The following is a 14733-nucleotide window of genomic DNA, read 5'->3' as shown; positions in this document are numbered from 1 at the left end:
GACTCACCATGCGCCGTTTGCTGTTCTGCCTGCTGCTTGGCTTTCTGCCCCTCTTTGCTAATGTCACCGTGCATGCCGCCGAAGCGCCCCGCCCGAAAGTCGGCCTGGTGCTGTCCGGTGGCGCCGCCCGTGGCCTGGCGCACATCGGCGTGCTCAAGGCGCTTGAGGAGCAAGGCATCAAGATCGATGCGATTGCCGGCACCAGCATGGGCGCGGTGGTCGGTGGCCTGTATGCCTCGGGCTACAAGATCGATGAACTGGAAAAACTCGCCCTGAACATCGATTGGCAGCAGGCGCTGTCCGACGCGCCGCCACGCGAAGACGTGCCGTTTCGCCGCAAGCAGGACGACCGCGACTTTCTGGTGAAACAGCAACTGAGTTTTCGCGATGACGGCAGCCTCGGCCTGCCACTGGGGGTGATTCAGGGCCAGAACCTGGCGCTGATGCTGGAAAGCCTGTTGGCGCACACCAGTGACACCCGCGACTTCGACAAGCTGCCGATCCCGTTCCGCGCCGTCGCCACCGACATCGCCAATGGCGAAAAAGTGGTGTTCCGCAAAGGTCACTTGCCGCAGGTGATCCGCGCCAGCATGTCGATTCCGGCGGTGTTTGCCCCGGTCGAACTGGACGGTCGGCTGCTGGTGGACGGTGGCATGACTGACAACATCCCGCTCGACGTCGCGCGGGAGATGGGTGTCGACGTGGCAATCGTGGTCGACATCGGTACGCCGCTGCGCAACCGCAAACAACTGACGACCGTGGTCGATGTGCTGAACCAGTCGATCACCCTGATGACCCGGCGCAACTCCGAAGAGCAACTGGCCGCCCTCAAACCCACCGACGTGCTGATCCAGCCGGCGCTGGCGGCATTCGGCGTGACCGATTTCGGCAAGGCCCAGGAGATGATTGACGCCGGTTACCGCGCCACGCGGATTCTCGACGCCCGCCTCGCTCAGCTCAAACCTCAGCAATCTCAAGACGCCGAACTCAATGCGGCCCGCGCCCCAGGCCAGCGCACGCCGATCATCACCGCGATCAGGGTCGAGAACGACTCGAAAGTCGGCGATGAGGTGATTCGCTATTACATCCGTCAGCCGATCGGCGAGCCGCTGGATCTGGGCCGACTGCACTCGGACATGGGCACGCTGTACGGCCTGGATTACTTCGAACAGGTGCAGTACCGCGTAGTGCACAAGGGCCAGGATCACACGCTAGTGATCAGCGCCCGGGGCAAACGCAGCGGCACCGATTACCTGCGGGTCGGCCTGAACCTGTCAGACGACATGCGCGGTGACAGCGCCTTCAATCTCGGTGCCAGCTACCGCATCAACGGCATCAACCGCCTCGGCGCGGAATGGCTGACCCGCGCACAAATCGGCGACAAACAGGAGCTCTACACCGAGTTCTATCAGCCGCTGGACGTCGGCTCGCGCTACTTCGTCGCCCCGTATGCTGCGTTTGAAGCGCAGAACGTCGATGCGGTGCTCGACAACGACCCGATCGCCCAATATCGCGTCGAACGCTACGGTTTCGGCCTCAATTTCGGCCGGCAGATCGGCAATAACGGTGAAATCCGCTTCGGGGTCGGCGAGGCCTGGGGTAAAGCGGATGTGCGCATCGGCGATCAGGACCTGCCGAGAGAAAACTTCACTGAAGGGTTCTACTCGCTGAAGTACTCGTTCGACTCGCTGGACAACGTCTACTTCCCCCACGAGGGCAAGGACGTCAGCCTGACCCTGATGCAATTCGAACCGGGCCTCGGCTCGGACACGCGCTACCGGCAGTGGGAATTCAAGCTCGATAAAGCCATGAGCCATGGCCCGGATACACTGATTCTCGGCGGCCGTTATGGCCGAACGCTGGACGATGCCAATGTGGTGACGTCGAGTTTCCTGCTCGGCGGTGCGCGACAGCTGTCGGGCTTTCGCGAGGATTCTATTTCCGGGCAGAACGTCAGCCTGATGCGCGCGGTGTACTACCGCCGGTTGACGCCACGCTCTTATTTGCCGCTCGATTTCCCGCTGTATGCCGGGGCTTCGCTGGAGCGTGGGCGGGCGTGGAACAACGACAATGAATTCGACAGCGGCTACATCAATGCCGCCAGCGTGTTTATCGGCTTCGATACGCCGTTGGGGCCGCTGAATTTCACGTATGGCTTGAATGATGCGAACGAGCAGGCGGTTTATCTGAATCTGGGGCAGACGTTCTGAACATTCAGGTGGATCTATATTGCCTGCCAGGCCGCCTTCGCGAGCAAGCCCGCTCCCACACTGGAACGCATTCCAACTGTGGGAGCGGGCTTGCTCGCGAAGGCGATAGTCCGGTCACCGCACAATTCCGGTGACTCAACCATCAGCGAATACCCGCGAGTAACGTCCGTGCCGTTTGCCTGAGGGGTTCATCCCCTTCCTTGAGCAACTCATTGAGCAAGGCAATCGCGCTGTCGATATCCCCATCATCAATGCAGGTCTGTGCCTGTTCGAGTTTCTCCGAGCCGTGTTCCGGCTCAGTCGCCGCTAGATCCAGCGGCTCCAGCGCCAGCAACTCGCCCGGGTCGCCGAATTCGTTAAGAAAGTCATCGTCCAGCGGCTGCGCGTCCGGTTCGGGGATCCACTCCAGCTCCGCCTCTTCGCTGGCCACCGTTTCGAGCAGCTCGAAGTCCGGCGGCAGGATCTCGAGATCGGAGTTCGATGCAGTCCGCTCTACGGGCTGCTCAGGTGTCGAACGACTGTCTTCAAGATCCCAACTGGACGCCATCGACAGCTCACCCAGATTCAACTCGAAATCATCCTCGGCCGCCGGTGGCGCAGGCGCCACCGCTGCGGCGGCGGCAATTGGCAGCACCGGGGTTATCGGCGCAGCGCCGGTCAATTTTGAATGCCGCTCTCGGATCGCAGCCAGTTGCTGAGGATCCACCCCGGCATCACGCAGGCGGTGTTCCTGTTGTTCATAAGCAGCGCTGTCGCCCTGCCGCCCCAGCACTTCGAGCAATTGCACACCCAATTCGGTGCGCTCGGGCTCCTTGTCCATGGCATTGCGCAACAACCCGACCGCCTCACTCAAACGACCATAAGCCAGATAGATCCCCACCGCCTCCAGCACATCGCCGGCCGCCGGTTCTTCACGGTGTTCGGTGGCTGCGCGGATGCTCGCCGATTGAGTGGTTGGCGGGTCTTCAGGATCTGTTTGCCGATCTGCCGGCAGAGCTGCCAGTGGCGCCGCGCCCTCCACCAGTTGCCGCCGACGTCGTACGAACAGCCCGGCACCCAATAATCCCAGCAGCATCAGCAAGCCACCGAGCAGCGGCCAGTTGAGACCATCGTCGGCAGCTTCAGGCGCAGTGGTGACTGGCGCGGGAGTTGGCGGCGTGAGGGCCGGTGCCGGCGGCTGTTGCAGTTCGCTCAAACGCGTTTGCAGATCACTGATCTGCTTTTTGCCGTCGGCTAGCTGGATATCCTGCGCCTGCAGTTTTGTGTTGAGTTCCTCGACGGTCTTTTGCAGCTGCTGATTGAGTAACGCGCTGGCCGCCAATTGCTCGGCCACGGCATCGTTGGCTGGCGCCGCCGTCGCCGGAGGGGGTGGCGCTGAAGGGGCGGCGTCGCGCTTGCCCTGAGCAGCCTGAGGCGCCGCCGTGGCAGGTTCGACGGTGGGAAATTCAGAAGATTGCGGACGTGGATCGGGCTCGTCGGTGGCCGGCAAGATACTCGGCGATCCGGGCGGATCGATCAGCAGCGTGTACTCGCGCAGCAGGCGGCCATTGGGCTGATTGAGCTGCACCAGAAAATTCAGAAAGGGTTCATTGACCGGTTTGCGCGAGGTCACCCGGATCATCTGGCGATTGCCATGCAGGATCGGGGTGAACTTGAGGTCATTGAGGAAGAACACCCGCTCAACCCCGGCCCGGGCGAATTCATCCGCGGTGGCCAAGCTGGCCGAGAGGTCGCTGGCACTGAGGCCCGCGGCATCCACCAGGGCGATGTCGGCCTTGAGCGGCTGATTGAGGGCTGAGTGGACGGTAATGTCCCCCAACCCCAGCGCCATCGACCAGGTCGAATAGCTGAATACACCAGCGACCAGCAGCCATCTGGCGCCACCGCGCAGTACAACGTGCCGACTTGCGAGCATGAGCATCCCTTAAATAAGCAAAACCGGTTTCTATGCGTTCGCACATCCGGTACGAACACGATATTGCCCAGTAGTTCTTATAGTCTGCTCTGCGCGATCCCTCAAAAAACCGGCGCGCGGTTTATGCCTCAAGATTTTTCCAGGTTGCCCAGAATGTGCCCGTGAACGCGCATGCACACCTTAAGATCCGCCTCGTCGACGCCTTCGAACAATTCGTGACGCAGCTGCGTGGCAATGGTTTCGATTTGTTCGATCAGCGGCAGCGCCGGAGCGCAGAGCACGATTTTTTTCGCCCGGCGGTCTTCCATCACCGACTGACGTTGCACCAGGCCCTGGCTTTCCAGGCTGTCGAGCAAGCGCGCGAGGGTCGGCCCTTCGACACCGACGCTTTGCGCCAGCTCGCGTTGGGTCGGCGCGTCTTCGAAACGCGCCAGATGCAGCAGCACCAGCCAGCGTGCCTGGGACAAGCCCAGACCGGCCAGCCGGCGATCCAGTTCGGCACGCCAGCCACGAGACATCTGGGCCAATTGCATGCCAAAGCGGTGTTGATCGGTTAACGGCATAAAACACTCATGAGTAGACTGACAAATAGAGAAAAACTAATTATTAGTCAGCTAAGCATGACATTTGGCTATAGGCAAGAGCCGACCTGTACTGAATCGTTACAACTGCCTGACGGTTGGCGCAATCGCCCTCTTACATTTCGAATTCCGATTGCAGCGCAGCCCTTACGCAGTAAAGAACGCCTTCCGGAACCCGACCGGCAAACAGCTCGGCCACTTCGGCGACCGACGGCAACTCGCCCTCGCCGTCGAGGAACGCGTCCTGCACTTCGCCCATCAGTTCTTCAGGCAAGTCGAGCGCCTGCTCCAGCGACAATTGCTGTTTGCCAATGGCCTCGGCGAGCATCGTGTAGACGTTCTTTTCCGAGCATTGCAACTGCCCGGCGATCTGCATCGGGGTCATGCCGGCGCGGGCCAGGGTGATCAGTTCGTGACGCACATCGGCCACCACTTTCGGCGCCTCGGCCTCGCCGCCGAGCACTTCCAGGAAGGCTTCGCCGTAACGTTCCAGCTTGCGCGCACCAACACCGCTGACCCGCGCCATGTCGGCCAGCGAGGTCGGCTGGCTGCGGAGCATTTCCAGCAGGGTCGAATCGGGGAAGATGACGTACGGTGGCACGCCATGCTCTTCGGCGAGTTTGCGCCGCAGTGCACGCAAGGCTTCCCACTGTTCGCGCTCTTCGCCACGCACCAGCTGACTGGCCGGACTCTTGCTGGCGGTCTTGGCGGTGACTTGCGGCTTGAGGTCGCGGCGCAGCTCCAGGCTCACTTCGCCCTTGAGCAATGGCCGGCAGGTATCGCTCAGGCGCAGGCCACCGTAGCCTTCATGATCGACGTCGGCCAGACCACGCGCCACCAGTTGCCGGAACAACGAGCGCCATTCGCTCTCGCTCAGCGCCTTGCCGACGCCGTACACCGACAGGTGCTGATGGCCAAAGCTGCGGACCTTCTCGTTGTCCTTGCCCAGCAACACGTCCACCAGATGGCCGACGCCATAGCGCTGGCCGGTGCGATAGATTGCCGACAGTGCCTGGCGCGCCGGCTCGGTGGCGTCCCAGGTCTGCACGCCGTCGACGCAGTTGTCGCAGTGGCCGCACGGCTCGGGCATGTCTTCGTCGAAATACGCCAACAGCGTCTGCCGGCGGCAGCGGGTTTCTTCGCAGAGCGAGAGCATCGCATCGAGTTTGTGCTGCTCCAGACGCTTGTGGCGCTCGTCGCCCTCGGAGTTCTGCAGCATCTGCTTGAGCATCACCACGTCTTGCAGACCGTACGCCATCCACGCATCCGCCGGCAGGCCATCACGGCCGCCGCGCCCGGTTTCCTGGTAATAGGCTTCCAGGGATTTCGGCAGATCGAGGTGCGCGACGAAACGCACGTTGGGCTTGTCGATGCCCATGCCGAACGCCACGGTGGCGACCATGATCAGGCCTTCCTCGTTGAGGAAGCGTTTCTGGTGGTAGGCGCGCAGATCATTGGGCAGACCGGCGTGATACGGCAGCGCCGGGAAGCCCTGCTCGCTGAGGAACGCGGCGACTTCCTCGACCTTCTTGCGCGACAGGCAGTAGACGATGCCGGCATCGCTGCGCCGCTCGGCAAGGAACGCGAGCAACTGCTTGCGCGGCTGTTCCTTGGGCACGATGCGGTAGAAGATGTTCGGGCGGTCGAAGCTCGACAGGAAACGCTCGGCGTTCTGCAGGTGTAGGCGGGTGACGATTTCTTCGCGGGTACGCTTGTCGGCGGTGGCAGTCAGGGCGATGCGCGGTACGTCGGGGAACATTTCCGCCAACTGGCCCAGTTGCAGGTATTCCGGGCGGAAATCATGGCCCCATTGCGACACGCAGTGCGCTTCGTCGATGGCGAACAGGGCGATGTTCAAGCCTTGCAGGAACGACAGCATGCGCGGCTGCACCAGACGCTCGGGCGCCAGATAGAGCATCTTCACTTCACCGCGTTTGATCCGCGCCGCCAGATCGCGCTGCTGTTCGGCGCTCAACGTGGAGTTCAGCGCCGCAGCGGCCACGCCCAGCTCTTCGAGGGTGGCGACCTGATCGTCCATCAGCGCGATCAACGGCGACACCACCACCGCCAGGCCTTCGCGCAGCAACGCCGGGACCTGGAAGCACAAGGACTTGCCGCCACCGGTAGGCATCAGCACCAGCGCATCACCGCCGCTGGCCACGCGCTCAATGATTGCACCCTGACGGCCACGGAAACTGTCGTAGCCGAAGATGTCCTTGAGGACGCGTTGAGCCTGTTCGAGCATAAAAACTCCAAAAATCTACCGAAACATCCCTGCACAGGCTGGTTCAGGACAGCCACAGCTGCTTAAACAAAACGTAAGAGCGCATTGCAATGACAGCCGCAATACGAGCAGGGAGCGCAAAACGCGGCAGTATACCCGAGCGTTCCCCGGCACAGGGTGCCGCTGATAAGACTCCGCTAGCCGCCAACACGAAAACCCTGTGGGAGCGGGCTTGCTCGCGAAGGCGGCGTGCCGGTCGATGCAAAAGTGTCTGATACGCCGTATTCGCGAGCAAGCCCGCTCCCACAGGGATATTCGTGTTGCCTGTAATTGCGGCAAATCTGCCGTGCGGCTGGCTTGAGCGCTCAAGAAGGCCTAGAATTCCCGCATTGTTTATTCCCCCAAGGTAGCCCCGTAATGTCCTTCGCTGAGCAACTAACCCGCCTGCAAGTCTTTCTCGACGCCGACGAGCTGCACGAAGAGGCGCTGGATTACGTGGCCGCCCACGGTTACCTGACCGCCCTGTCAATCTGTGCAGAAGACGTACCGGAGCGTGAGTGGATCGACGCCCTGTTCGCCGAAGAGCCGCATTACAGCAGCGAAGCCCAGCGCGAAGAAATCGAAGCCACCCTGATTGGTCTCAAGGCACACATCGCCCGTCAACTGGCGTCCGACGAAGAATTCGAACTGCCGTGCGACCTGGACCTGGGCGACGAGCCGGACGACTCTGAACTGCGCGGCTGGTGCATCGGCTTCATGGAAGGCGTATTCCTGCGTGAAGCGGCCTGGTTCGAAACCGCTGAAGAAGAAGTCAGCGAAATGCTCCTGCCGATCATGGTCGGTTCGGGCTTGTTCGACGAGCAGCCAGAGTTCGAAGACATCGCCAAGGACGCCAACCTGATGGACGACATGATCGTGCAGATCCCGGAAGCCCTGACCGCGCTGTACCTGCTGTGCCAGGCGCCAGACGAAAAACCGGCGATCCTCAAGCCACGTCACCACTAAGATCCGGCCTATGGACAACCCCATAGGCAACCGCTCCCTGATGTTGCGCTACTTCCTGCTGGCCGTCGGCTGGCTCAGCGTGGCGTTGGGGGTGATCGGGATTTTCCTGCCGGTTCTGCCCACCACCCCTTTCCTGCTGCTCGCCGCAGCCTGCTTCGCGCGCAGCTCTCCGCGTTTCTATCAATGGCTGGTCGAGCACCCGAAGCTCGGGCCATGGATCCGCGACTACCTCGACGGCAACGGCATTCCGCTCAAGGGCAAGGTCTACGCGATCGGGCTGATGTGGGCGAGCATTCTGTTCTCGTGCTACCTGGTGCCGCTGCCGTGGGCACGGGGGTTCATGTTGACCAGCGCGGTGTTGGTGACGGTGTACATCCTTCGGCAAAAGACTTTGGATAAATCCTGAATACCGCCGCCCCCGCTACATCTGCATTTACTCCCGATACAGCGCCTCAAGCTGTCTGTTTCGTGTGTTTCGAGCCAGTTATCCAAGTGCCCTGCCACTGACCGCTCGTCGGAAAAAACCTCTTACCTGTTATTTCTGACAGTAGGCAATACTCGCCACATCAGGCCCAATTAATCAACGCCTTCCTCGCAGAGCCACCTGTCCTTCGCCGAGGTTTTTCGTCATGACGCACTTTCACTCCTTCCTGTTTCCACGCTTGCAGACTGAAGTTCCGGGGCTGAAACTACGTCCCTTGCGGATTTCGGCCATGATAGAGCCGATCGTCGATGGGGACGGCGGTATCAACTGCAAAACCTACTACCGGTATCCCAATGGTTTGTTCTGCGCCGTCGATGCCTACGCCGAACCCATGCGCAAAGGTGACACGCTCGATATCTATTGGGGCAAGAACCACAAGATCTTTACCCGGGTTCTGCAGGATGACGAAGACGGCAGCAACCAACCGGTGTTTTTCTTCCTGCCTGTGACGAACATCCTTCCCGGCTGGGTCGACGAGGTCTACTACGTACTGACCCGCGCAGGCAGCACCAGCCCCGACGAGCCCGCCACGCCCTTGCGAATACTGGTGAAGCTGGATCTGCCGGGCGGCAAAGACGATGACCCCCATTTGCCCGGACATGCAAAATTGCACATCGTGCAGCTGCCGCGCGACGTCATCGTTAACGGCGTGGATGCGGATTGGGCAGCCAAGGGTGTGCCGATGGTTATTCCTCCCTACCCGAACATCGCCGTGCGCGACGTTATCCAGGTGCAATGGGGCAATGCCTTCTTGCCACCTCATACCGTCAGCGCCGATGAGGCAGCCGGCACGGCACCTATCGAGATCACCGCACACCAGGACGATATTGTGGCCGGTGGCGACGGCAACGCGCAGGTGGTGCATTACGGGATCCATGACGAGGTATTCAACCATTCCGAGAAGTGGTCGCTGAGGACCACAGTCAAAGTCATGTCCGGAATCCGGCAGCTGGATGAGCCGATCATCCAGGAGTCAGTCAACGGCATCATTGATCTCGATAAATTGAACAATCGCGATGTCAACGTGCATGTTCGCGCCTCCACCAGCGATTTCGAGGTGGGTGACACCGTCACCATGACCTGGGTAGGCACACCACCCACCGGTGCTCCGTTGCCCAACCGACAATCCCAGAGGGTGGAAAGCTTCCCCAGCATCCTCATATTTCAGATTCCGAATGCGCAGGTCCGGGCGATTGCCATGGGAACCGCAGACGTATCGTATGTGCGCTACAAAAAGGACGACGGCTCTGCGCTCCCCTCCAGGCACGAACTCGCCAGCGTGGAAGGCCGGATCCCCGCGCCGGTCCTAAGCGAAGCCGCGGGCAATACGGTGAGCGCCGATATCACATCAGCTACCGTGAACATTCAGTACCCGGGCATGACCACGGACGATATCGTCAACATGGCCTGGCTGGGCACCAAGGCCAATGGCATTCCCTACTTGTATGAGGCTCGGCACATCGTCAGCCCGGAGGACGTGGAAAATCATCTCGTGACCTTGTACGTGCCGGGAAAACATCTGCGGGTGCTGGAGAACGGTGCACTGAATCTGTTCTACCAGGTGTCCCGTGACGGGCCGCACTGGCGGGGCACGCATGAGTCCGGGCATCAGGAAATCAACGTGTTGCGATTCACCTGAGTCGCAGGTTTCAGGTCAACCCGCCGGCCCGGACAGCGGGTTGCCCGGCAGGCCAGCACAAAAAAACGCCCCGCAGGTGCGAGGCGTTTTCAGGTATTCACATCATGAGGCTGCTTACCAGGTCCAGCGCGCTCCGACATTCAAGTCATACGGCTTCTTGATGTACTTGCCATGGCTGTAGTCGTAACCGGCATACACCTGCAGGTCCTTGGTCAATGCCACTGCAACGCCTGCTCCCAGCACACCACGGGTGCCAGACAGGTCGTTGTTGAACTGATTATCAGCGTTGACCGTCACGCGGTTGTTATTGATGAACTCGTGCTGCACCGCAACGCGCACATAAGGCTGGGCGACCATGCCATTGCCCATGTTGAAATTGCGGCCCACAGTGGTGCCCGCTTCACCCAGCACCGAGCGGCTGCGATCGCCGTCGGCCTCCATGCCATTGTCCAGATCAAAGTTGCGCCCCCGAATCACCGCCGTCGACAGTTTGCCGTACGGCTCGATGTAGTAGCCGTTGCCCAGGGTGATCTGGCGCCCGAACTCCGCCGAAGCGCTGACACCGGAGCTGTCATAACTGCCCTTGGCGCGGGTGCCATCGCTCATGCCGACTTTCGTATCGCTCTGAAAGCGGTTGAACTTGAGCAGCGCATCAAAGTAGTAACCGCTCTGCTTGTTCATCCAGGTCACGTAAGGGCCCAGATAGTAGCTGTCGACCGTACCCGAAGTCCCCTGTGCGACGTCCAGGTTGGTATGGCTGTAGCCGCCCATGATCCCGGCCACCCACAGACTGTCGCCCAGGTGCGTATCCGCCCCCAGAGAAAGCCCTTGCTGGGTCTGCTGATAACCCACGCCGGAAGCGGCGCTGATGTTGTACTTGTTGCCGTAGGTGCGCATCCACAGGCCGGTGTCACCCCCATTGAAACGCAACTCGCCCATGCGGCTGCTCAAAGTTGCCGCCTCGGCATACAACAGCGTCACCGGAGCGTTTAACAGCGCCAGCACCGATTTCGCCCCGGGGCTGATGGTCTTGGTGGTCGGGTCGAGAAACCATTCCGTTCCGCCCTCCCCCACTTCTCGCCGATCAAGTTTATAAGACCAGGTACCCAGATCGACATGCCCGCCTCTCAGGGCAAATTGCGCGTCGCCGGCGGCGGTGTGCACCAGGGTCAACTGCTGCGGGTTCAGCGCGTCCAGACCGGAAGCGGCCACCAGCAATCCGAATTGCCCGCTGGCTACACCCGTGACATTGAGGAAGTCGTGCTGACCGGTGGCGAAATTGCCCTTCATTTCGAACGTACTGGAACCATCCGGAGAGCCGGCCAGCGTGCCGACGTTCAACTGGTAGAACGTATCTGGCACATCCTGCGCACCAAAGCGCACCGTCCCGCCATTCATGGCGAGTGTTCCTACAGTGTCAGCGCCTGTCAGGGTCCAGCTCGAACCGCTGTTGACGGTCACGCCGTTGACCTTGTCGAGACGGCCGGTCAGTTGCGAGTTGTTCTGCAGGGTGACGTTGGCAGTCGAACCGTTTTCGACCAGCACATCGCCCTTCATGTTGCCCTGATCGAAGGTGAGATTGGCGGTACTGTTGCCGGTGACGTTGACGTTGCCTTGCAGCGTGCTGTCGCTGACAGACATGCCCGCGGTGGAAGCGCCCTGCACCGTCAGCACGTTGCCGTTGCCCCCCGTCAGGGAAGACTGGTTCAACACCTCAAGGGTGGCATTGATGCCCTTGTCCACAAGAATCGCATCACCGGTGCGGCCTTCCACACTGGCGTTGTCGAGCCGCAGTGAATTGTTGCCCAGGCCCGAGGGATCCCTGCCCATAGTCACCCCGGTCTTGTCGCCGCTGATAACCGTGTTTGCGGAGGCGCGTACATCCCCCCCCAATATGTTCAGGCCGGTACTGTCAGCCCCTGTGCCCGTCACCTGACTGTTGATGAGCGTGAGCGTGCTCAAGCCGGTGACCTGAGCACCGATTTCCCCACCCTTGAATTGACTGTCGGTTGCAGTGACCTTGGAGCTAAGGGTCGAGCCGATAGACCGATTGACCGCCAGCCCCATAAAGTCACTGGTCACGATGGCGCGAGTGAGATCACCCGTGCTGCCGGTTATGCGGATACCCACCAGCCCACTGTCGGCATTGACCGTTGCGCCGTTGATATTCAACGTTGATCCGGACGTGACAGACAGACTCTGGGTGCTGGCCCCCGCGATGTTCAGCACGCTTGCGTTGCGTACCAGATAATCGCTCTGTGGTGTGCTTGCATCGATATTCAGCGTATTGCCGTTATCGACAATAACGGCGGCAAAAGAATGCCCGCCGGTAGAAAAAAATGCTGGCAGCACGACCAGCATTTTAAAGAGTCCTGCCGCAGCATTTTTTTGCAGCGAAACATGGTTTTTGTTCATGACGTGGCTTCCTGAATGTTCATCACCTCACATCTTTCAGAAGAAACGCCAAAAGACTGTAAGAGGCGCGAACAATACCTATCCGGGTCAAGCAAAAATGTAGGAGAAGTCCTAGCTCCGGACGGAAAAGTCCTTTCCCGCTCGAGGAATGATCCGCCTGTTTCAGCAACCGTTTCAGCGAGGACACGGGAGGCGTAGCGGCCTCCCGTGTTTCCTTTGAAACGCATTGAATCAGGTAGGCAACGGGCAAGTTCCGCCATCACCCGGATTGACCAGGTACACCTTGACCAAATGCTCTTTGGAGGGAACGTCGCGCCCGTTAATGACAGCCGTATAACCGACGCCACCCCACGCATTGAAAGTCGCGAGCAAGGGTGCGTATGGGATCTTCACAATGAAGCCGTCCGCGGCTTCCTGATCTGTCGGTGTGTAGGGCACCTCCTCGAGCGTACCGGGTTTGATGGTTGCACCTTCGGCGTCGATATAGCCCTGATAGGTGAATATCAGCTCCTGATTCGCCAGTGCCAATTCCCCGCCCGGGACGTGCACCTCGACCACCACACCCTTGATGGGATCCAGGCGCAAGGCTTTGCAGTTCAGCCAGTCAGTATAGTTAGGATCAAGGTGTAAAAATGCCGGATCAGGGACAGTGTCCACTTGAATCTCCACATCCACATTCCGAGGTTTTGAAATATCTACGTTGTCGTTCAGCGAATGACCGATGACGTAAGCCATCGGGTGCGTTGGATCACCGTTACCTGCCGCCGCAATAACGTCCCACTTTACTTTCCACTCAAGCGATGTGGGAATAGTGTTTGGAATCGTAACGAGGCCACCATCCGCCTCAGAAACAAGCTGGCCCGCATATTCAAGTTGAACGGTGTCATTTTCCTTGGCGTCGGCATAGGTATTGACCGTAACAGTAACGTCCCCATCTTTGTCGGCTTCTCGCAACGTATTGACTAGGCCTCCGGAATCACCCTGAACCGTCACCAACGCCAGAATTGGATTGGTCGGGTCTGGATTTTCCGGATCAATCGGCAGACCGGGCTTTCGCAAATCAACGAGAACATCTTTGGAAATCGGAGTTGGCGGGTAATAGGTGCTGCCGCGTTTGATTTGGTAGCGGGCCGCTACAGTTTTTACACCAGGGTCGTTGTTGAACACGTCTTTGAACGAAATATCGACGTAGCACGGGAACCCGCTGATGGGCTTCGCCATCTGCGGAATGTCGTCGTAGGTCACCACCAACTCATCTCCCGGCAAGTAGTGGGTGTATTCGTTAAAGATTCCCACGCCCAAAGGGTTTTGCGCATCCGCCAGATCGACCAGACCGTCACCGACACCGTCCAACAGCGGAATAGCAAGGGGCAACAGCCCCTCGGGTGGGTCTGTCAGAACGACCGTAACGGGGACTGATGGAGAAATAGCACTTGGGTTTCCCTTACGGTCGGTGACTCTGAAAAAAAGCGCGTGATCCCCTTCACCTTTCTTGAATACTTGGTCAGCGGTAAGTTCAAGCTCGATCTCAGTGGTGGTATCAATCCGGGTGATCGAATCGACAACCTCTGCCAACGGTATCGAGTCCCCATATAACACCTCTATAAAATCGCCAATCCTCATATCTCCATAATCAGGAATCTTAATAGCTACGAAACCAATGTCGTCCAGATATTTTTTGGTAATACCTTCATCTATCACTTCCTGCGGAAGAGTAACCGGAAAAAACGGGTGCGGAGGAGTTCTATCAACATTGCACTCCAACGGTTCAGAGCTGCTCTCATTACCGCCTTGATCGATAAAGTATCCCAACTCATGTGGCCCCGGCCTATCGGTGTATCCGACAGGAAACGTCATTTCGATTTCAAGAATATCGGGGTTCAGCGGCGTAACATAATCGTATCGAGTAGAGACTATCGGACTTCCGTCAAACGTCAGATGAATGAAGCCCGGTATCATCTTCGGGTCGTCAGCCTCAGCAGGTCTCGGAACCAGACACTTGAAAGGCTTTCCCTGCTGGCTCAGCGGAATCTGATTGGCTTCATCATCCGACGTATCGCTTAGAAATGGGTTATCTGGATGCACTTTGATGACGGGTGCATCAGCTTTTGTAACAGCACGGCGAACTTTCAGATAATCGACCCGACTTTGTTCAGCGGGCGTCAATGGTTTCGGACTTGCCATTTTTCAGCTCCTTCAGAAACGGGCTTTATCTGCCCGGAATTTTGTCAATCAACTAACGCCCAAAATGCGGGCACAA

The 14733-nt window shown here is 59.3% G+C and carries 9 protein-coding genes; 4 read left to right on the top strand and 5 right to left on the bottom strand.

The window, feature by feature from the left end:
* Positions 1-8: 8 nt before the first annotated feature.
* On the top strand, positions 9-2210 hold the full coding sequence (locus ACOYXI_RS26825) for a patatin-like phospholipase family protein (RefSeq protein ID WP_097090178.1): 2202 nt from the start codon (positions 9-11) through the stop codon (positions 2208-2210).
* A 142-nt stretch (positions 2211-2352) separates the two neighbouring features.
* Here ACOYXI_RS26825 and ACOYXI_RS26820 read toward each other — a convergent pair whose 3' ends face one another.
* The 3 genes from ACOYXI_RS26820 to recQ all read right to left on the bottom strand — a co-directional run bounded on the left by ACOYXI_RS26820 (position 2353) and on the right by recQ (position 6951).
* The gene (locus ACOYXI_RS26820) at positions 2353-4125 is read right to left on the bottom strand and encodes a FimV/HubP family polar landmark protein (RefSeq protein ID WP_461675485.1); all 1773 of its coding nucleotides are present in this window, start codon (positions 4123-4125) and stop codon (positions 2353-2355) included.
* Positions 4126-4253: 128 nt separating this feature from the next.
* Positions 4254-4688 (bottom strand): MarR family transcriptional regulator, encoded by a 435-nt coding sequence (locus tag ACOYXI_RS26815; protein WP_027613988.1) that lies wholly within the window; start codon positions 4686-4688, stop codon positions 4254-4256.
* Positions 4689-4821: 133 nt separating this feature from the next.
* A complete protein-coding gene (gene recQ, locus ACOYXI_RS26810) occupies positions 4822-6951 on the bottom strand; it encodes a DNA helicase RecQ (RefSeq protein WP_097090179.1) in 2130 nt (709 codons plus the stop codon).
* Between the two features lie 396 nt (positions 6952-7347).
* Between recQ and ACOYXI_RS26805 the strand changes: the two genes are divergently transcribed.
* From ACOYXI_RS26805 to ACOYXI_RS26795, 3 genes are all read left to right on the top strand, one after another.
* Positions 7348-7935: a UPF0149 family protein gene (locus tag ACOYXI_RS26805; RefSeq protein WP_007962155.1), complete on the top strand. Its 588-nt coding sequence runs from the start codon at positions 7348-7350 to the stop codon at positions 7933-7935.
* Positions 7936-7945: 10 nt separating this feature from the next.
* Positions 7946-8341: a YbaN family protein gene (locus ACOYXI_RS26800; RefSeq protein WP_098967773.1), complete on the top strand. Its 396-nt coding sequence runs from the start codon at positions 7946-7948 to the stop codon at positions 8339-8341.
* Between the two features lie 307 nt (positions 8342-8648).
* A complete protein-coding gene (locus ACOYXI_RS26795; protein WP_461675484.1) occupies positions 8649-10058 on the top strand; it encodes a hypothetical protein in 1410 nt (469 codons plus the stop codon).
* A 114-nt stretch (positions 10059-10172) separates the two neighbouring features.
* Here the strand turns inward: ACOYXI_RS26795 and ACOYXI_RS26790 are convergent, their stop codons facing one another.
* Together ACOYXI_RS26790 and ACOYXI_RS26785 are read right to left on the bottom strand one after the other, a co-directional pair.
* The gene (locus ACOYXI_RS26790; RefSeq protein ID WP_461675483.1) at positions 10173-12419 is read right to left on the bottom strand and encodes an autotransporter outer membrane beta-barrel domain-containing protein; all 2247 of its coding nucleotides are present in this window, start codon (positions 12417-12419) and stop codon (positions 10173-10175) included.
* A gap of 285 nt (positions 12420-12704) precedes the next feature.
* Positions 12705-14657, bottom strand: a complete 1953-nt coding sequence (locus ACOYXI_RS26785) for a hypothetical protein (RefSeq protein ID WP_461675482.1) — start codon at positions 14655-14657, stop codon at positions 12705-12707.
* Between the last annotated feature and the right edge of the window lie 76 nt (positions 14658-14733).

The sequence above is a fragment of the Pseudomonas sp. G3-19 genome (assembly GCF_054855875.1).
The sequence above is the reverse complement of the archived record's forward strand: the minus strand, read 5'-3'. Positions and strand labels throughout refer to the sequence as shown.